Origin of the sequence: Pseudokordiimonas caeni (genome assembly GCF_026719705.1) — a bacterium.
GTDB classification, from domain to species: Bacteria; Pseudomonadota; Alphaproteobacteria; order Sphingomonadales; family Kordiimonadaceae; genus Gimibacter; species Gimibacter caeni.
Window position 1 is genome coordinate 54,930 of sequence record NZ_JAPPRR010000003.1, and the last position, 18,637, is coordinate 73,566.

Genomic DNA, 18,637 nt, shown 5'->3' on the forward strand with positions numbered 1-18,637 from the left:
ATGGTGCCGCCGCCGGTCAGCCCAGTACCGCGTTCCCAAGTGGCGCCTTCCGCGCCAGTCTTTCAATCATCAGGCTAATGCGACCGGCGGGGACAACCCATGAAAAACTATAAACGTACAGCGATCCTTTTCGGCGGGACCGCCCTTCTTTCACTCGCCGCCCTGCCTGGCCCGGTCGTTGATCCGGCCGAAGAAATCCGCTCGGCAGGCCTTCGCCAGCTTGACGAACTGACAGACCCGAACCGCATCGCCGGGACCCTGTGTGGGAAAGCCGGCCAGCAGCGCGGCGTCTTCTTCCGGCCCGATCTGCAGCATGCGCTTTCAAGCTCTGTTGCTGCCGCCGAGCCGAAGCTTGATGTGCCGCTCTATCCGGGGCTCGACCAGCGCAAGTTCCCGATCAGCACGAAGAATGCCGAGGCGCAAACCTATTTCAACCAGGGCCATGCGCTCCTCTATGGCTTCAATCACGGCGAGGCGATCCGCGCTTTCCGCAAGGCGCAGGAACTCGATCCGAACTGCGCCATCTGTTACTGGGGGGAGGCTGTGGCCTGGGGGCCGAACATCAATATGCCGATGCCGCCCGAAGCAGTCGCCCCGGCTTTCGCTGCGATTTCAAAGGCACTCGCCCTGAAAGCGAACGCGAGCGAAAAGGAAGCTGCACTCATCGATGCAGCGGCCAAACGCTACAGCCCCGATCCGAACGCGGACCGCGCCGCGCTCGATGCCGCCTATTCGGCAGCCATGGAAACCGTTCACAAGGCCTATCCGGATGACGACGATATCGCCGCCCATTATGCGGAATCGGTGATGGACCTCAGCCCCTGGTATTATTGGGAGCGGGATTTCATCACGCCGCGGCCGGGTATCGAGAAGGCGGTTGCGACCATCGAAAGCGTTCTCGCCCGCAACCCCGACCATTATGGCGCGATCCATCTTTACATCCATCTGGTGGAGGCGACGCCACTGGTGAGGAATGCCGAGCCTTTCGCCGACAAGCTTGCCGCCCTTGTACCGGGCTCCGGGCACCTCGTGCATATGCCGGCGCATATCTATTTCCGCATCGGGCGCTATATCGATTCGCTCGATCTCAATGTGCAGGCAACAGCGGTCGATGAGGCTTATCTGCAGACCAACAAGGACGCGAGCCCGATGTACCGTTATGGCTATTATCCCCATAACGTGCATTTCGTGCTTGTTTCTGCGCAGATGGCGGCGGACGGCAAAACCGCCCTTGAATATGGCCGCAAGCTCGATGCGATCCTGCCGCCCGAAACGCTTGCTGTGTCGCCGATGATCGCACCGGTGAAGGCTGCCCATTATTTCGCGTGGGCGCATTTCGGGTCGCTGGATGAAGTGATGGCCTTGCCGGATCCGGGTGAGGCTGTCGGGCCGTTCGTGCGGGCGCACTGGCATTATGCCCGCGGCATGGCGCTTGCGCGCGCAGGCGACGCTCGTGCCGCCGACGAGGCAGCGGCTATCGAGGCAGCCCGGGCCGATGCCAGCATCCCGGCGCTTGAAGCCGGTGGCATGCCGGCCGGGGCGGTCCTCGACATTGCGTCGCGCATGGTGCGGGGCGTGGCGGCCGCGAAGGCGGGCGACTATAAAGCCGCACTTGCAACCCTTGAAGAAGCGCGCAAGGTGCAGGCATCGATCCCCTATATGGAGCCGCCCTTCTGGTATCAGGCCGTCGATCAGACGGTCGGTGCTGTGCACCTGATGGCGGGCGATGCCGAAAAGGCCGCCGAAGCCTTCCGGGCAAGCCTTGTGCAGCATCCGAACAGTGCCTGGTCGCTTTACGGCCTGATGAAAGCGCAGGAAGCCATGGGCAACACGGCAGAGGCCGCGAAAACCAAGGCCCTGCTCGCAAAAGCCAGTCGGTCGACGGAGGATATCTCGCTCGACACGCTCTAGGCGGATACTCAAAAAGTAGAATTTACTGTCTTTGAAATTCCATATTTTGCTGGCGGTAAAAATGCGAAACGGATATGGTGGCGGGGACTCAGGGCCCGGCCGCCATGCCGTTTGCCTGCTTTCATGGAGAGTATCATGTCGAAGAATGCCGAACTTCTGGCTCGCCGTCAGGCTGCTGTGCCGCGCGGGGTTGCCTCGGCCACGCCGATCTTTGCCGAGCGCGCTGAAAATGCCGAACTGTGGGACGCCGACGGCCGCCGCTATCTCGATTTCGCGGTCGGCATTGCCGTCTGCAACACCGGCCACCGTCACCCCAAGGTGATCGGTGCGGTCGAGGAGCAGCTGAAGCGCTTCACCCACACGGCCTTCCAGGTTTCGGCTTACGAGCCCTATATCGCGCTTGCCGAGCGGCTGAATGAAGCTGCCCCCATCAAAGACGCGAAGACGATCTTCTTCACCACCGGTGCCGAAGCGGTTGAGAACGCCATCAAGGTGGCCCGCGTAGCGACCGGCCGTCAGGGCGTGATTGCTTTCCGCGGCGCCTTCCACGGCCGCACCGCGCTGACCGGCGCGCTGACCGGCAAGATCGTGCCCTACCGCATGGGTGCGGGCCCGGCTGTCCCCGGCATCTATCACGCACCCTTCCCGGTGCCGCACCATGGTGTGAGTGTTGATGACGCCTTCTACGGGCTCGAAACCATCTTCAAGGTGGAAATCGAGGCGCGTGACGTGGCGGCGATCATCGTCGAGCCCGTGCAGGGCGAGGGCGGCTTCTATGTGGCGCCCAAGGACTTCATGGTACGGCTGAGGAAGCTGTGCGACGACCACGGCATCCTCCTGATCTGCGACGAGATCCAGACCGGCTTTGCCCGCACCGGCAAGCTTTTCGCGACCGAACATTATGATGTCGAACCCGACCTCATCACCGTTGCCAAGGCGCTTGCCGGCGGCTTCCCGCTGTCGGGCCTTATCGGCAAGGCGTCGATCATCGATACGCCGCTGCCGGGCGGCATGGGCGGCACCTATGGCGGCAGCCCCATCGGTATCGCCGCGGCCCACGCCGTGATGGATGTGATCGCGGAAGAAAAGCTCTGTGCGCGCGCCGAAAAGATCGGTGCCCGCATGAAGGAACGGCTGGAAGCCATGAAAGTCAGGGGCGATACTGCCCCTATCGGCGACGTCCGTGGCCTTGGCGCCATGGTGGCGTTCGAACTGGTCACCGAAAAGGGTGGCAACGTGCCGAACCCGGCGGCGACCTCGGCGCTTGTTGCCAAGGCGCTGAGCCACGGCCTGATCATCCTGTCGTGCGGTTACTGGGCGAATACGATCCGCCTTCTGGCCCCGATCACCGTGCCGGATGACCAGCTCGAGGAAGGCCTCGACATGCTGGAAAAAGCACTTGTGGATGTGGCGGCGGCTGCGAAGGCAGCCTGACCTTTTCCCGTCTCGCGATGTGAAACGGCCGGGTATCCGCCCGGCCGTTTCTTCTTTTCCGTGATACTTTCGGGGTTTGGACACGAGCTTCGATTGACAGCGCTGTCAGAAGATGGCTAGTCTCTGCACCATTCTGGAGGTCGGGGGACGGGCTGGATGTCCAAAGTTATCATCGATGATGTGGCGGCGCGCGCCGGGGTTTCGATCAAGACCGTATCGCGGGTCATGAACAACGAACCGAACGTGAGCGAACGCACGCGGGACCGTGTGCTTTCCGCCGCGCGCGAGCTGAATTATCGGCCGAGCCTTTCGGCGCGGGGGCTGGCGGGCAGCCGGTCCTATCTGATCGGGCTTCTGTATGACAACCCGAGCCCGGCCTACCTCGCCGAAGTGCAGGCGGGCCTTCTGGAAGCCTGCGAGGCCAGCCACTACAGCCTCGCGCTCCACCCTTGCCACCATGAAGATCCGGGCATGCCGGCTGCCGTGTCGGCTGCTCTTGCGCAGGCGCGGCTTGATGGGCTGATCATCACACCGCCCGTTTGCAATGTACCAGCCCTGATGGCGGCAGTGGAGGAACGCGGCGTGCCCTATGCCGTGATTTCCGATGAGGCCGGCCCTTCGGGCATTGCGGTGACGATCGACGAAAGTGCCGCCATGCGCGACCTGACCGAGCATGTGATCGGCCTTGGCCACACGCGCATCGGCTTCATCGCCGGCCACCCGGACCACAAGGGCGCAGCGCGTCGCCGCGACGGATTTGAAACCGCCATGAAGGCGCATGGCCTTGCCATTGACCCTGCCATGGTGGTGCAGGGCTATTTCGATTTCGAAAGCGGACGCCACGGCGCGCGGGATCTTTTGTCGCGTACCAATCCGCCGTCTGCCATCATCGCCGCGAACGACGACATGGCGGCGGGTGCCCTGCAGGTGGCCCATGACAAGGGGCTGCATATCCCGACCGATCTTGTGATTGTCGGTTTTGACGATAGTCCCCTTTCGCGGCAGGTGTGGCCGCCGCTGACGACTGTGCGCCAGCCGGTGGCTGATATGGCACGCGAGGCAGCAGCCCGCGTGATCGCCCGGCTGACCGGGGCGGCGGAGCCAGACAATCCCGCCAATCTTGCCTTCCCGCACGAGCTACGGCTACGGCAATCGAGCCTGGGCGACACCTGAAGCCAATAAAGACCCTTCCCTTTTCGGGCCCGGTTTGCTTACTTGGGCAGCGGTCGAACGCGACTGACCCCGAACCTCGGAAAAGCTTCTCCATGCGCCGTTTGTTCACCCTGCCGATCCTTGCTGCCGCCCTTGGCCTTGCCGCGTGCGACTGGCAGCCCGTGGGGCCGGAAAAGCTGCCCGAAGACAAGTCGGTGCCGGGGGCCAGCCAGTTTGGCGCGCGCGGGGCGCCGATGCCGCCGATGCTGCATCCCGATATCTGGCCCGCCCCTGTAGCCCGTCCTGCGGACAGCCCTGCGATCGAACGCGCTGTGAATGCCGCGGTGGCGCGCATGTCGACAGATGCGAAGCTTGCTCAGATGCTGCAGGTCGATATGCGCCATATCGTGCCCGACGACTTGCGGCAGGTGCCTTTTGGCATGATACGCGCGCAGGCCGGCAGCTACCCGGAGGGGGACCGCAATGCCGGCATCGTGGACTGGTTGTCGCTTGCCGACGATTTTTATGCCGCCGCTACCGATCCCGCCGGCCGGGGCGGACGTGTGCCGGCCTTCTGGTGCCTCGAGATGGCGCATGGCCACACGGCGCTGAAGGGCGGTACGATCTTCCCGCACAATATCGGGCTTGGTGCCGCGGGGGAGGCAACCCTTGTGCGCCGGGTGGCCATGGCCGTTGCGGCTGAAACCGGCGCAAGCGGGCCGGATTGCGTTATCAGCCCGCGCCTCAATGTGGTGGAGGATGACCGGTCCGGCCGGGTCTATGAAAGTTTCAGCGAAGCGCCCGAGATCGCTGCCCGCCTCGGCGGGGCCTATGTCACGGGCCTGCAGGGCAAGCCTGGCAGCGGTGATTTCCTGCGGGGGCCTCGCGTTGTTTCAGCGCCGCGCACCTTCCTCGGTGACGGGCTCGCGGGCGGAGGGCAGGAACGCGGTAATATCAGCCTTGATGAACATGGCCTGATCGACCGCGACGGGGTGAGCTTCGCCTCGGGCGTCGGCAGCGGGGCGCAGATGCTGCTTGCTTCACCCGCGCGTTGGCAGGGTATTCCGTTGCATGGCTTCGCGCCGCTCCTGACTGGTGTATTGCGGCAGGGGCTCGGGTTCGATGGAATTCTATTGGGCGATTGGGATGCGATTGCCGAGGTGCCGAACTGCATGGCAGACGATTGCGTCACAGCGATCAATGCCGGGATCGACATGCTGGCAGCGGGGGAAAACTGGCGGCGGCTGTATGCCAACATGCGCACAGCCTTTGCCGAGGGCCGCCTGACGGAGGCGCGGGTCGATGAAGCCGTGCGCCGCATCCTCACCGTCAAGGCGCGGGCCGGGCTTCTGGCGGGTGCCAAGCCTTCGGCGCGGAACGGGGCGGACCCCGCGCTTGTGGGGGCGCCAGCACACCGCGTGCTTGCCCGCGAAGCTGCCCGCAAATCGCTGGTTCTGCTGAAAAACAACCGCGCTGTCCTGCCCGTCCGGGCCGGCGCGCGGGTGCTGGTGGCTGGTGAAGGCGCGAACAATCCGCGCATGCAAACCGGCGGCTGGACCCGCACCTGGCAGGGCACGGACACAAGCCGTGCCGACCTTCCCGGGGTCAACACCATATGGGAGGGAATCCGGACAGCGGTCGAGGCTGCAGGCGGCACAGCCACGCTTTCCGAGGATGGCAACGCTGCCGGCAAGTTCGATGTGGCCATCCTTGTGTACGGCGAGGAGCCCTATGCCGAGTTCCAGGGCGAGATCGATACGCTCGACTATAGCCCCGGCGACGACCATATCCTCAACCTGCTGGCCCGGCTGCGGCAGCGAGGCATCGCTACGGTTTCGGTTTTCCTTTCCGGTCGTCCCCTGTGGGTGAACCCGGAAATCAACGCGTCCGACGCTTTCGTCGCGGCATGGCTGCCGGGACAGGAAGGCGCAGGCATCGCCGATGTGATCGTGGCCGGACCAAACAGCCGTATCCGGCACGATTTTCGCGGCAAGCTTACCTTCTCGTGGCCGAAGCGGGCCGATCAGTACCGGCTGAACCGGTTCGACGCGGATTATGATCCGCTCTTCCCGGTCGGCTACGGCCTCAGCTATCAGGAGCGCCGCGCCGTGCCGCAACTGGACGAGGGTGTCGGGGCGGCAAGCGGCACGGGAACCCGCGGCGTCTTTTTTGCTGCCCGGCCGACCTATCCCTATATCCTAGACCTGATCGCGGCGGATGGCACCCGCACCCCCTTCATCGGGGACTGGGTGGCAAGCCGCGACGGCAGCATTTCCGCCCGTGTGACCAACCGTGAGGAAGAAGGTGACGGCGACGCGCTCGGGATCGTTTTCTCGGGTCAGGCACCGACGACGATCGCGCTGGCGTCGGCGACGCCCGTGGATCTCAGCCGCGAGCTCGCCGCCGGCTATGCCATGGCCTTCGAATGGCGGGTCGACAATATTCCCTTCGGCAAGGTGGAGGTTGGCCTTGGCTGCGGGGCTGGGTGTTCGGGCCTTGTCGATATCAGCAGCTTCTTCCTTGAGGCACCAACGGGGGAATGGCAGCGCACGCTGGTGCCGCTTGCCTGCTTCGCTGAGAAGGGCGCCGATCTTTCGCGTTTCACCGCGCCCCTGATGCTAACGACAAGCGGTGACTTTGCCTTGTCGCTCGCCGACGTCAGGCTGGTGAAGCCGGACGCCGGTGCAACGCTTGAATGTCCCTGAGGGCATCAATGATGGTGGGCGCCACCCGCGCCCGACGGCACCCGGATCGCTTCCACAAGTTCGCCAACCTCGGCAGGCGGCGGCGCGGTGAAGCGTGCGACCGTGAAGGCCACCGCCACATTGACGAGCGTGCCGACAAAGCCGATGCCTTCTGGGCTGATGCCGAACAGCCAGTTGGCGGCGGTGTTCGTCTCGGGCGAGATGAACTTGAACCAGACGATGTAGGCGGCGGTGAAGAAGAGCCCGGCCAGCATGCCGGCAATCGCCCCCTCGCGGTTCATGCTTTTCACGAAAATGCCCATCAGGATCGCCGGGAAAAGCGACGCGGCGGCAAGCCCAAAGGCGAAGGCCACCACTTCGGCCACGAAGCCCGGCGGATTGATGCCGAGATACCCTGCCACAATGATGGCCACACCAGCCGCCAGCCGCGCGGCCCGCAGTTCCTGATAGTCGGTGATATCCGGCATCCAGGTGCGCTTCAGAAGGTCGTGGCTGACGGCTGTCGAGATAACAAGCAACAACCCGGCCGCGGTTGAAAGTGCGGCTGCAAGGCAACCGGCCGCGACAAGGGCAACCACCCAGTCCGGCAGTCCGGCGATTTCGGGGTTGGCGAGCACCATGATATCGCGGTCGATATAAAGCTCGGCGGCATTGGCTGTGGGCGTATTTGTCACCACACGCTCGCCCGAGGGGCCCCGGGCCGTGTCGTCAAAGGCGGGCGCGCCCTCGAACGGCACGCCGGCACGCACCTGGATGCGACCGTCGCCATTCTTGTCCGCCCAGCCAATGAGGCCGAGTGTTTCCCAGTTTTTCATCCAGTCGGGGGTTTCGGCGTAGGTCTTCTCGTTGAGGCTGTCGATATAGTTCATCCGCGCGAAGGCGCCGACTGCCGGAGCGGTCGTATAAAGGAGCGCGATGAAGACAAGCGCCCAGCCGGCGGAGATACGCGCATCCGACGCCTTCGGCACCGTGAAGAAACGCACGATCACGTGCGGCAGGCCGGCGGTGCCCAGCATGAGGGCGGCGGTGATCGCAAACACATCGATCGTCGATTTGGCGCCGACCGTGTAGGCCGCGAAGCCGAGGTCGACAAGCGTGCCATCGAGCTTTTCAAGCACGCTCATCCCTGAGCCGTCGCTGAGGGTAGCGCCAAGGCCAAGCTGCGGGACGGGGTTGCCGGTCATCATGATCGAGATGAAAAGGGCGGGCACGGTGTAGGCGAAGATGAGCACGCAATATTGCGCCACCTGTGTATAGGTGATGCCCTTCATGCCGCCCATGACGGCATAGAGGAACACGATCCCCATGCCGATCAGTACGCCGGTATCGATATCGACCTCCAGAAAGCGCGAAAAGACGATGCCCACCCCCCGCATTTGCCCGGCCACATAAGTGAAGCTGATGAAGACAAGGCACAGCACGGCCACAAGCCGCGCGGCGTCGGAATAGTAACGTTCGCCGATAAACTCCGGCACCGTGAACTTGCCGAATTTCCTGAGATAAGGTGCGAGGAGGAGGGCAAGGAGCACGAAGCCGCCCGTCCAGCCCATCAGGTAGACCGAGCCGTCATAGCCTGCAAAGGCGATGATACCGGCCATCGAGATGAAGCTTGCTGCACTCATCCAGTCGGCGGCGGTTGCCATACCGTTGAGGATGGGGTGCACGCCGCGTCCGGCCACATAAAATTCGCGGGTTGATCCGACGCGGGACCAGATGGCAATGCCGATATAAAGCGCGAAGGAGAGGCCGACGAAAAGGTAGGTAAGCGATTGCTGGTCCATGGCCTCAGTCCTCCACGCCGTGCTTCTTGTCCAGCCGCCGCATGAGGGCGGCATAGACGAAGATGAGCGCGACGAAGACGAAGATGGAACCCTGCTGGGCGAACCAGAAGCCGAGCTTGAAGCCGAACAGATGGAACTGGTTCAGCGGTTCGGCAAACAGGATGCCGGCACCGAACGATACGGTGAACCAGATGACAAGAAGAATGCCGAGAAGCTTCAGATGCTCGCGCCAATAGGCGCCGTTGCCCGTGTTTTGTGCCGCCATGATGCCTCCCCCGAGTTGACTGGCCGATTGGCCCTCAGGCTAGGGGAGGGGCATGCATCCCGGCAAGGGGAAAGTATGCATGGAGAACAGTTGCTATCCCAAATCTCAGTTTTGCAGGACGCATTGGTCGCCCTGCCGAACATGGGGGGCGGTACAGTCCCAGTCCGTTCCGCTACGGCCAAGGTGGGCGTTCTCGGGCAGTTCGACCTTCCGGCATGTGTTGCCTTCCGGCAGGTAACCGCGCGAGCATTTCCAGCCCGGCCCGAAGTTCGTGTCCGTCAGATAGGCATTGGCGGGGATATTGATCGGCTTGCAGCTGCCACCGTCTTCCCGGAAACCCCTGTCGCACTCCCAGCCGCTGCCATAGCTTGAATTATTGAGAAAGCCGTTGGTAGGCACGGCAATGGCACGGCAATGGTTGCCATCCGGGCGGAAGCCGCGCCCACATTCCCAGCCGGGTCCGAATTCGGCATCCACCAGATAACCGTTTTCCGGGACCTGAATCCGGGCGCAACTTCCGTCGGCCGCTTTGTAACCCCGTTCGCATTTCCAGCCATCGCCGAAATGCTTGTCGCTGAGGTAAGCATTGGCCGGCACATCGATGGCGACGCAGTCGGTTTCAGTTGCCCGAAAGCCGCGATTACACGCCCAGCCCTTGTCTTGCACATCGTTGCTGAGATAGCCGTTGGCGGGAACCTTGATCAGCACGCAGCTGTTGCTGACATTGCGGTAGTTTCGCTCGCATTCCCAGCCGGCGCCGTAGGATTTGCCGGTGGCGAAGGCGTTTTCGGGCAGGAAGATCTTGTTACACCGGTTGCCGGTACGCCGGAATCCGGTGTCGCACGCCCAGCTTTGCGTTTCCATATTGAGGTGGGCATTGTCCGGCATTGACGGGACATTTGCCTGCGCGAAAGTGGGGGCTGATATGAGCGTCAGGCATGCGAGCAATGCCATCCGCCTGATGGTTGTTTGAACAGATATGGCGGTGGTCATTGCGGGCTCTCTTTCATGTTTTCAACAGGTTGGCCGGGGATGGGTCATGCGTGGGCGATCTGCCGCCGGAGACCCGCGCGAGCGCCATTCCCTCGTTCTCCGCGCGGTCGATATCGGCAGAAATGCCGGAAGCTTTATGGCCACGAAGACCCTCGGCAGGCAAGGCGGGTTTCATGTCGTCGATCAAGGCTAGGTCCAGGGACTGGGGGTCGAATGTCAGTGTTTCTTCAACCCCCGGCCTGTCGGGGTCGGGCGGGAGGCGCATCGACCCCTGAACCTGCCTGTAGGCCCGCGCAGTCATGGTATCGAGGATCAGTTCCTCGATTTCGACATCGTAGGTGCCAGCGGGCAGGGTGCGCGCATATCCCTGCAGCCTGAAGGGATGCTCGAAATAAACGGTCTGGCAGATTGTGCGTGTTGTCATTCCTGCCTCCCGGGCAAGGGGTGAAAGAGTGAAGAAGGGCAAGAGCCCTTCCTTGGAATTCTGTGCAGGCGAAATAGCCGGTCAGGCTTTGGGCGCAGGTGCCACTTCGACCGGGGCTGCGGCAGGGGCGCCCTCGACCGGCCTTGCGGGCACATCGCCCGCGGGCAGCGCCTCTTTGGAAGTCCGGTCGTTAGCTGCTGTCGCTGATTGGCTCATGTCTTTATATGTCATTTGATTATCTTTCTGAATTCGACAGGTGTATGCCGATTTCATGTATATGATTATTATTTCATTCATTTAAAGAATTGACATATTTATTTTTATACATTTTTGAGTATTTTGTTTTTATTTTTGTAATTCGCGGATTTTGTAAAATAAAAAGGCGCCACGATCATATGTGGCGCCTCTCCTTATTATGCTTTTTATTTCCGTTTTCAGAACCAGCCGTCCTGCATCACCACGTTCGTATCATCGACCATCGCCAGCGTGTCGCACTGGGCGGGGATGGTGTTCAGTTCATAGGTGAAGAAATAGCGGCAGGCGGCGAGTTTGCCTTCGTAGAAGCCTGCGTCGCTGGCACCGTTTGCCAGCGCTTTTTCCGCCACCAAGGCCTGCTTGAGCCACATCCAGCCGACGGTGATATGGCCAAGGGCATCAAGATAGAGGCTGGCATTGGCAAGCGCGCGGCCGGGGCCTTGCGTGCCCATCGCCTGCATCAGCGCGGCGGTCGTTGCCCCCATCTTGGCGATCAGGGCTTCAAGCGTGGCGGCATGCTCCTTAAGCGACGGCACTGATTTCGCTTCCGTAATGGTATCGGTCATCCGGGCGACCAGCGCCTTCAGGCTGCGGCCGCCGTTCATCGGTACCTTGCGGCCGAGGATATCGAGGCCCTGGATGCCCTTGGTGCCTTCATGGATCGGGTTCAGGCGGTTGTCGCGGTACAGGCGCTCGACCGGATAATCGCGGGTATAGCCGTAGCCGCCATGCACCTGGATCGCGATATCGTTGGCCTTCAGGCAATAGTCCGACGGCCAGCTTTTCACGATGGGGGTGAGGATATCGAGAAGGTCTGTCGCCTCGGCGCGGCGCGCTGCGTCCGGGTGGAAATGTTCCTCATCCACGAGCCGGCTGGCATAAAGGCCAAGCGCGAGGCCGCCTTCGACATAGGATTTGGAGGCGAGCAGCATCCGCTTCACGTCGGCATGCTCCACAATCGGCACCATCGGCGCGGTCGGGTCCTTGCCATCAAGGGGGCGACCCTGCGGGCGGCCGCGGGCATAGTCAAGCGCGTGGAGGTATCCAGTGTAGCCGAGCGACACGGCCCCCATGCCCACACCGATCCGTGCCTCGTTCATCATATGGAACATATAGGCGAGGCCCTTGTTCGCTTCACCGACGAGATAGCCGACAGCACCGCCCGCTTCCCCGAAATTGAGGAGCGTGTTGGTGGTGCCGCGGTAGCCCATCTTGTGATTGAGCCCGGCAAGCTTCACATCGTTACGTTCGCCCACACTGCCGTCTTCGTTCACCAGCCGTTTCGGCACGATGAAGAGCGAAATGCCCTTCACGCCCGCCGGGCCGCCCGGGATCTTGGCGAGCACCAGATGGACGATATTCTCGGAAAGCTCCTGCTCGCCCCCTGAAATCCACATCTTGTTGCCGAAAAGGCGATAGGTGCCATCAGCCTGCGGTTCGGCGCGGGTGCGGATATCGGCGAGCGAGGAGCCCGCCTGCGGTTCGGAAAGGCACATGGTGCCGAACCAGCGGCCCTCGACCATCGGCTTCAGGAAGCGTTCTTTCTGGTCTTCCGTGGCATGCGCGGCAAGGAGGTTGCCGGCGCCCACCGTGAGGAAGGGATAGGCCGAGGTGCCGACGTTCGCAGCGTTGAAGATGAAGCCGACGGCGCGAGTGACGGTTGTGGGTAGGCCAAGCCCGCCATGTTCTTCCGCAAAGCCTGCGCCCATGAAGCCGGCCTCGACATAGGCGTCGAGCGCGACCTTGGTCTCCGGGATCATCGAAACCGTCTTGCCATCAAAGGTCGGCTCGTTTGCGTCCGCCTTCGCGGCGTGCGGCTGAAAGAGGTCCTCCGCCATTTTTGCGGCCGTTTCGATCATCGCGTCGAAGGTTTCCGTGTCATGGCCTTCAAAGGCGGGCCATCCGGTGAGTTCCTCGACATTCAGGACTTCCTTCAGCTGGAAGTCGAGATCGCGGCTGCTGAAAATATGCGGCATGATTAGCCTCCCTAACTAATGCGGTCGCCATGGGGCCACGGCAAAGCCAGTCTGTCAACTGTCCACTGTTCGCACAAGGGCGGGTCGCGCTTGAAGGGGGCTTGGGGCGCTGCTAGGTTCGCCCCGTGTTGACGCCCGAGGGAGTGAAGCGATGAGCCGGACGGTCTATGTGAATGGCGAGTTTTTGGCCGAAGAAGCGGCGAAGATTTCGGTCTTCGACCGGGGCTTCCTGTTTGCGGACGGCGTTTACGAAGTCTCCTCGGTGATCGGTGGCAAGCTAATTGACAATGCGGCGCATCTGGCGCGGCTCGCGCGCTCCTGCAAGGCCCTGTCCATCGACCTCCCCGCAAGCGGTGACGAGATCACCGCGATCCAGAAAGAGCTGATCGCAAAAAACAGCCTCACCGAAGGCGTGGTTTACCTGCAGGTCACCCGTGGTGCCGCAGATCGTGATTTCCCCTTCCCGAAGGCTGCAAAACCGAGCCTCGTGATGTTCACGCAGGTGAAAAGTCTGGTGGCCTCGAAGGCGGCGGAAACCGGCATCCGCGTCATCACCACGCCCGACTTGCGCTGGGGGCGCTGTGATATCAAAACCGTGCAGCTTCTGGGGGCGGTGCTTGCCAAGCAGGCTGCGGCGGACGCGGGCGTGGACGACGCCTGGTTTGTGGACGCGGACGGCAATGTCACCGAAGGCAGCTCCAACAATGCCTATATCGTCAAGGACGGCCGCATCATCACCCGTGCGCTTTCAACCGCACTCCTGCCCGGCATCACGCGGGCGAGCGTGGTGACGCTGGCAGCCGAGACCGGCATGACGATCGAGGAACGCCCCTTCACGGTGGACGAGGCGCAAGGCGCGGACGAAGCCTTCATCACGTCCGCCACTACGTTCGTCACCCCCGTCATCCGCATCGACAGCGCCAAGGTGGGGGCAGGTGCGCCCGGCCCCGTGGCCCGTCGTCTGCGCGAGATTTACATCAATCATGCGATTGAAACCGCTGTCTGAGGCTTTCCCATGACCGACGCCATCGCCATCACCCGCGCGTTCCGTGCCGAGCCCGGCGGCCCGCAGGACCTGTTTTATTCGGCCTCGAACAAGGTGCCTTTGCCGATCATCGAGCGCGCCGAGGGCATCTGGCTGATCGGCGAGGACGGCAAGCGCTATATCGATGTCTCCTCGGGGCCTGTCGTTTCGAACGTCGGGCACGGCAGGGCCGAGATCGCGGACCGCATGGCAGCGCAAGCCCGCACGATGGACTTCGCCTACAGCCGCACCAGCCGCCACCGCCCGAATATGGAGCTGACTGCCCGGCTCGCAGCCCTCGCGGGGCCGGGGTATGAGCGGGTGACGCTGTCCTCTGGCGGGTCGGAGGCGATGGAATCGGCGATCAAGTTCCTGCGCACCTATGCGCTCGCCAAGGGCATGAAAGCCAAGCGCACGGTCATCAGCTGCCGGCCGTCTTACCACGGCGGCACCATCGGCACGCTGTCGATCACCGGGGATGACGCCTATGCGAATTTTCTGGATGGCTTCTCGATCCCGAGTGTGAAGATCCCCGCCCCTGTCACCTACCGCGTACCGGGCAACCGGAATGCCGGGGAATATGCAGAAGACTGCGTGCAGGCGCTCGAGGACGCGATTGTTGCGGCTGGCCCCGAGAATATCCTTTGCTTCGTGTTCGAACCCGTCGGCGGGCTATCCACCGGTTGCAACGTGGCGCCCGATGCCTTTTTCCGGGGCGTGCATGCCGTCTGTCATAAATATGGCATCTGGATCGTGCATGATGAGATTCTTTGTGGCTCGGGCCGAACCGGCAAATTCCTGGCGAGCCACCATTATCCAAATGCGCTTCCCGATATCGTCGTGCTCGCCAAGGGGCTTGGTGCCGGCTATGCGCCGCTCGCCGCCACCTTGATGCCCGCCGCGATGGTGGATGAGCTTGCCGAGCTTACCGGGTTCAACGTCAGCCACACCTATTCGGCTAACCCTGTTTGCTGTGCGGTCGGCCTTGCGGTGCTGGATATCTACGAACGCGAAAGGCTGGTTGAAAAGGCGGCCACCACGGGGGCCTACCTCAAGGGGCTCCTCACCGACCTTCAGAAACGCCTGCCGATGATCGGCGATATCCGCGGGCGCGGCATGCTGATGGCGCTTGAATTTGTGGCTGATCCTGCCACCAAAACATCCTTCCCGGCGGAGGCCGACGTGATCGACAAGGTCCGCACGCTCGGGCTCGACCATGGCCTCATGATCTACGCCCGTCGCACCGCCGGCGGCAAGAACGGCGACTGGATCATGGTTTCCCCGCCCATGAGCATCACGGAAGCCGAATGCGACGATCTGGTCGCGCGGCTGGAGGCCTCGCTGCGGGCATTTCTGGCGACGCTTTGATGAAATGACGCCCCTGACCTAGTAAATCCCAGCTTGTCAGTACTTGATATGCGTGAGTAACGTTGATCACTTCGAAACCTTACCAAGGAATTTCGCTGTGTCTGCCGAACTTCGCAGTTTAATCGTTGAGGCTCTTTATTCCGAGAGCGCGTATGTGCTGCCAGATGTCTGCGTACGAGTGGGGCTGGATGGTGGCTCTCAGAACGAGGCATTCAGTAGCAAACGCCGTTATGTGACGAAACGATTGGCGATCCTTACGAATTCGGAAGTCGCAATTGTAGCTGCAAAAGTGCTGGAGTCTCACCCATCCGAAGCTCTCAAAAAAGCGCTTGGTAATACCAAGGGCGGCAAGAATTACTTGTCCGAAATATCTCGGAAACACCTTGTGCGCTATCTGGATACAATTCGGCTGGAGGGTAGTGAGGATTTAATGGAGTTGCTAACCAAACACTGGCCAGACATTAGATTCGAGAAAGCATCTCCTGAGCAAAACACCAGCATCTTTGACTTTATTCAACAGCATGCTGTTTATAACTATGACATTGAAAACGAATACGTATTGAAGCTTGTAGGGTTTCATAAAGCTTCGCAGTTCAAGATTTTTAGGTTTTTAGAAGATGTGGTTCACCCTCGTAGGCGCGATGAGGAATCGCAGCATGAGATCGTGTCTGAGATTAACAAAATAATTGAACGTGATGGTTTCTGCCTGACGCGAACGAATTCAATCTCTGGGTATCCTGTCTTTGATGTAGTGGGAATGACGCCTGCAGCTCAGATGCCGGCTGATCAAATCATTTCCGACGCGTTGTTCACCTTCGATGAGGAGAGCGTGCACAGCATGTGGAACAAAGCTTTGTCGCGTAGAAGCATGGATCCGGACGGGGCCATCACTGCGGCAAAGTCACTGGTAGAGACCGTATGCAAACATATTTTAGATGATGCTGGGCAGGCATATGGTGACAAAGACGATCTTCCGAAGTTGTATAATGCAACTGCTGAGCAGCTAAAGCTATCCCCGGTCCAGTATGATGAACCTGTCTTCAAGGCAATTCTTGGGAACTGTCAGGCTGTCGTAAATCAGCTCGCGAGTATTCGAAACAAGCTAGGAGATTCCCATGGCACCGGGAAAAGGGCTACCCGCCCGCAGCCCCGCCATGCCGAGTTAGCAGTAAACCTAGCCGGGTCGATGGCAATGTTCCTAGTCTCTACATGGGCTTACCGGCAAAGCCTGAAAGGCAAATGATCGGCAGCAGCCGCTCGTACAGCTCCTTTGTATCCTCTTTCTCGGCTGCCGCGCGCTTGGCGATGAAGGCGGCGATATCGGCGAGCTGGAGGAGGGGGCTGGTGGCGCGGTCGGCCATCAGGGGCGGGCCGAAGGGGCTGGCTTTGAGGCTGCTTTCGGTGTCGGTGACGACTGCCATGGCTTCATCCGTATCGAGGGCTTCAAGGACAAGCGTGCGGGCGTCTTCCTGCGTGCAATTCTCCGCTGGGACCGCCGCTACAAAAAGCTTCAGGCCAAGGGCGGCAGGCAGGTCGGTCAGGGCTTCAAGGAGCGCGATGCGGGTTTCAAACTCGTAGCGGTCCCGCGCGAAAGTGCCGGAGCCATGGAAGATTTCCTTGGGGTTGAAGGTGCAGGTGGTGCGGTCCCCGGGCAGGAGGTGCGCCTCCCGGATATCCGCGAAGGCCGCATCCACCGCCGCCCAGTGCAGGTCAGGGTCGGCGATGACAAGTACTGCCACATGCCACGGTTCCCCGCCTGTTTTCGCTTCACCGAGATAGGCGAGCTTCAATGGTCGTCTCCCCAAAAAAGATGGGGCCGCTGAGGCCCCATCCGAACGTCTCGCTTTGCTGGGCAGTTCAAAGGCCGCCGATGCAGAGAAGCTTGATCTCGAGATAGTCGTCGACCCCGTATTTGGAGCCTTCGCGCCCGAGGCCGGATTCCTTCACGCCGCCGAACGGAATGACTTCCGAGCTGATGGCGGTCTCGTTGATGCCGACCATACCATATTCAATCCCTTCGGATACCCGGAAGGCACGGCCCATGTTGCCGGTGTACAGGTAGGCTGCAAGGCCGAACTCGGTATCGTTCGCCATGTGGATGGCTTCTTCTTCCGTCGAGAATTTGAAGACCGGGGCGACGGGGCCGAAAATCTCCTCACGGAAGACACGCATCGTGGGGTTCACATCGGTCAGGACGGTCGGTTCGAGGAACGAACCGCCAAGTGCGTGGCGCTTGCCGCCGACGGCCACCTTGGCGCCAGCCTTCACAGCGTCGTCCACCATGCCGATAACGTCCGTGGCGGCTTTTTCGTGGATCAGCGGCCCGATATGGGTGTCTTTATCAAGGCCGTTGCCGACCTTGTAGCCCGCCACGACGCGCGAGAATTTTTCGACGAAAGCGTCATAGATCGTGTCCTGCACGAGGATACGGTTGGCGCAGATGCAGGTCTGGCCGGCGTTCCGGTATTTGGCGGCAGCGGCACCGGCGACAGCGCGGTCAAGATCGGCATCATCGAACACAATGACAGGCGCGTTGCCGCCCAGTTCCATCGAAACCTTCTTCACCGTCTGGGCCGACTGGGCAAGGAGCAGCTTGCCAACCGGGGTCGAGCCCGTAAAGGTGACCTTGCGCACCAGCGGGTTGCCGGTCAGTTCGTTGCCGATGGCACTTGCCGAGCTGCCGCACACGAGGTTCACCACACCCTTGGGGATGCCGGCGCGTTCAGCCAGCACGCACAAGGCGTTGGCCGACAGCGGGGTTTCCTTGGCGGGTTTCATGATGAAGGTACAGCCGACGGCGAGCGCGGGACCGGCCTTCCTTGTCAGCATCGCGGCCGGGAAGTTCCAGGGCGTGATGGCGGCCACCACACCGACCGGCTGCTTGATGGCGATCAGGCGGCGGTCGTTGGCGTTCGTCGGGATCACGTCGCCGTAAACGCGGCGGCCTTCCTCGGCGAACCAACTGATGAAGCTCGCGGCATATACGACCTCACCCTTCGCCTCGGCGAGGATCTTGCCTTGCTCGACGGTCATGATGACGGCGAGGTCATCAGCGTTTTCAACGATCAGGTCGGCCCAGCGGTGCAGGATATCGGCGCGCTGTTTGGCGGTCAGCTTGGCCCACGCCGGCTGGGCAGCGTTGGCGGCTTCAATAGCGCGCCGTGCCTCGGCACCGCCGCAGCTTGCGACCTTGGCGACCAGTTCACCGGTCGCGGGGTTCAGCACATCGAACGTGCTGCCGTCATCGGAATCGACCCACTCGCCATTGATATAGGCCTTGGTGGCCAGAAGGCTCGGGTCCTTGAGCGTGAGCGCCATGATCGTCTCCTGAAAGGGAAGGATGAAGTTG

Annotated in this window: 14 protein-coding genes; 7 read left to right on the plus strand and 7 right to left on the minus strand. The window is 61.7% G+C overall.

The window, feature by feature from the left end; genetic code table 11:
- Nucleotides 1–99 precede the first annotated feature (99 nt).
- The 4 genes from OU694_RS13520 to OU694_RS13535 all read left to right on the plus strand — a co-directional run bounded on the left by OU694_RS13520 (nt 100) and on the right by OU694_RS13535 (nt 7,202).
- Nucleotides 100–1,911 carry a tetratricopeptide repeat protein gene (locus tag OU694_RS13520; RefSeq protein WP_308911541.1) on the plus strand — a complete coding sequence of 604 codons (1,812 nt, stop codon included), beginning with the start codon at nt 100–102 and terminating at the stop codon, nt 1,909–1,911.
- Between the two features lie 135 nt (nt 1,912–2,046).
- Entirely contained in the window at nt 2,047–3,345 is a 1,299-nt protein-coding gene (gene gabT, locus OU694_RS13525) for a 4-aminobutyrate--2-oxoglutarate transaminase (RefSeq protein ID WP_308911542.1), read from the plus strand.
- A 156-nt stretch (nt 3,346–3,501) separates the two neighbouring features.
- Nucleotides 3,502–4,518, plus strand: a complete 1,017-nt coding sequence (locus OU694_RS13530) for a LacI family DNA-binding transcriptional regulator (RefSeq protein WP_308911543.1) — start codon at nt 3,502–3,504, stop codon at nt 4,516–4,518.
- A gap of 92 nt (nt 4,519–4,610) precedes the next feature.
- The gene (locus tag OU694_RS13535) at nt 4,611–7,202 is read left to right on the plus strand and encodes a glycoside hydrolase family 3 protein (protein ID WP_308911544.1); all 2,592 of its coding nucleotides are present in this window, start codon (nt 4,611–4,613) and stop codon (nt 7,200–7,202) included.
- A gap of 5 nt (nt 7,203–7,207) precedes the next feature.
- On the opposite strand, the gene OU694_RS13540 is transcribed toward OU694_RS13535, so the two are convergent.
- The 5 genes from OU694_RS13540 to OU694_RS13560 all read right to left on the minus strand — a co-directional run bounded on the left by OU694_RS13540 (nt 7,208) and on the right by OU694_RS13560 (nt 12,896).
- On the minus strand, nt 7,208–8,983 hold the full coding sequence (locus OU694_RS13540) for a sodium:solute symporter family protein (RefSeq protein WP_308911545.1): 1,776 nt from the start codon (nt 8,981–8,983) through the stop codon (nt 7,208–7,210).
- A 4-nt stretch (nt 8,984–8,987) separates the two neighbouring features.
- Nucleotides 8,988–9,248 carry a DUF4212 domain-containing protein gene (locus OU694_RS13545; RefSeq protein WP_308911546.1) on the minus strand — a complete coding sequence of 87 codons (261 nt, stop codon included), beginning with the start codon at nt 9,246–9,248 and terminating at the stop codon, nt 8,988–8,990.
- Between the two features lie 105 nt (nt 9,249–9,353).
- The gene (locus tag OU694_RS13550) at nt 9,354–10,136 is read right to left on the minus strand and encodes a hypothetical protein (RefSeq protein ID WP_308911547.1); all 783 of its coding nucleotides are present in this window, start codon (nt 10,134–10,136) and stop codon (nt 9,354–9,356) included.
- Nucleotides 10,137–10,254: 118 nt separating this feature from the next.
- On the minus strand, nt 10,255–10,665 hold the full coding sequence (locus OU694_RS13555) for a hypothetical protein (protein WP_308911548.1): 411 nt from the start codon (nt 10,663–10,665) through the stop codon (nt 10,255–10,257).
- Nucleotides 10,666–11,099: 434 nt separating this feature from the next.
- A complete protein-coding gene (locus OU694_RS13560; RefSeq protein WP_308911549.1) occupies nt 11,100–12,896 on the minus strand; it encodes an acyl-CoA dehydrogenase in 1,797 nt (598 codons plus the stop codon).
- Nucleotides 12,897–13,047: 151 nt separating this feature from the next.
- Here OU694_RS13560 and OU694_RS13565 point away from each other — a divergent pair, with 151 nt between their 5' ends.
- The 3 genes from OU694_RS13565 (at nt 13,048) to OU694_RS13575 (ending at nt 16,531) form a co-directional block, all read left to right on the plus strand.
- Nucleotides 13,048–13,902, plus strand: coding sequence for a D-amino-acid transaminase (locus OU694_RS13565; RefSeq protein WP_308911550.1), 855 nt, complete (start codon nt 13,048–13,050; stop codon nt 13,900–13,902).
- Nucleotides 13,903–13,911: 9 nt separating this feature from the next.
- Nucleotides 13,912–15,288 carry an aminotransferase family protein gene (locus tag OU694_RS13570; RefSeq protein WP_308911551.1) on the plus strand — a complete coding sequence of 459 codons (1,377 nt, stop codon included), beginning with the start codon at nt 13,912–13,914 and terminating at the stop codon, nt 15,286–15,288.
- 97 nt (nt 15,289–15,385) lie between these two features.
- The gene (locus tag OU694_RS13575; protein WP_308911552.1) at nt 15,386–16,531 is read left to right on the plus strand and encodes an abortive infection family protein; all 1,146 of its coding nucleotides are present in this window, start codon (nt 15,386–15,388) and stop codon (nt 16,529–16,531) included.
- Here the strand turns inward: OU694_RS13575 and OU694_RS13580 are convergent.
- Together OU694_RS13580 and OU694_RS13585 are read right to left on the minus strand one after the other, a co-directional pair.
- On the minus strand, nt 16,494–17,078 hold the full coding sequence (locus tag OU694_RS13580) for a hypothetical protein (protein ID WP_308911553.1): 585 nt from the start codon (nt 17,076–17,078) through the stop codon (nt 16,494–16,496). The two genes, OU694_RS13575 and OU694_RS13580, sit on opposite strands and share 38 nt — an antisense overlap.
- A 67-nt stretch (nt 17,079–17,145) precedes the next feature.
- Nucleotides 17,146–18,606 (minus strand): NAD-dependent succinate-semialdehyde dehydrogenase, encoded by a 1,461-nt coding sequence (locus tag OU694_RS13585; protein ID WP_308911554.1) that lies wholly within the window; start codon nt 18,604–18,606, stop codon nt 17,146–17,148.
- Between the last annotated feature and the right edge of the window lie 31 nt (nt 18,607–18,637).

Excerpts from the sequence above, each read along its gene's own strand:
- OU694_RS13545 (WP_308911546.1), bottom strand. The coding sequence starts at position 9,248 with ATGGCGGCACAAAACACGGGCAACGGCGCCTATTGGCGCGAGCATCTG.
- OU694_RS13535 (WP_308911544.1), top strand. The coding sequence starts at position 4,611 with ATGCGCCGTTTGTTCACCCTGCCGATCCTTGCTGCCGCCCTTGGCCTT.
- gabT (WP_308911542.1), top strand. The coding sequence starts at position 2,047 with ATGTCGAAGAATGCCGAACTTCTGGCTCGCCGTCAGGCTGCTGTGCCG.
- OU694_RS13560 (WP_308911549.1), bottom strand. The coding sequence starts at position 12,896 with ATGCCGCATATTTTCAGCAGCCGCGATCTCGACTTCCAGCTGAAGGAA.
- OU694_RS13520 (WP_308911541.1), top strand. The coding sequence starts at position 100 with ATGAAAAACTATAAACGTACAGCGATCCTTTTCGGCGGGACCGCCCTT.
- OU694_RS13550 (WP_308911547.1), bottom strand. The coding sequence starts at position 10,136 with ATGCCGGACAATGCCCACCTCAATATGGAAACGCAAAGCTGGGCGTGC.
- OU694_RS13540 (WP_308911545.1), bottom strand. The coding sequence starts at position 8,983 with ATGGACCAGCAATCGCTTACCTACCTTTTCGTCGGCCTCTCCTTCGCG.
- OU694_RS13530 (WP_308911543.1), top strand. The coding sequence starts at position 3,502 with ATGTCCAAAGTTATCATCGATGATGTGGCGGCGCGCGCCGGGGTTTCG.
- OU694_RS13585 (WP_308911554.1), bottom strand. The coding sequence starts at position 18,606 with ATGGCGCTCACGCTCAAGGACCCGAGCCTTCTGGCCACCAAGGCCTAT.
- OU694_RS13570 (WP_308911551.1), top strand. The coding sequence starts at position 13,912 with ATGACCGACGCCATCGCCATCACCCGCGCGTTCCGTGCCGAGCCCGGC.
- OU694_RS13555 (WP_308911548.1), bottom strand. The coding sequence starts at position 10,665 with ATGACAACACGCACAATCTGCCAGACCGTTTATTTCGAGCATCCCTTC.
- OU694_RS13565 (WP_308911550.1), top strand. The coding sequence starts at position 13,048 with ATGAGCCGGACGGTCTATGTGAATGGCGAGTTTTTGGCCGAAGAAGCG.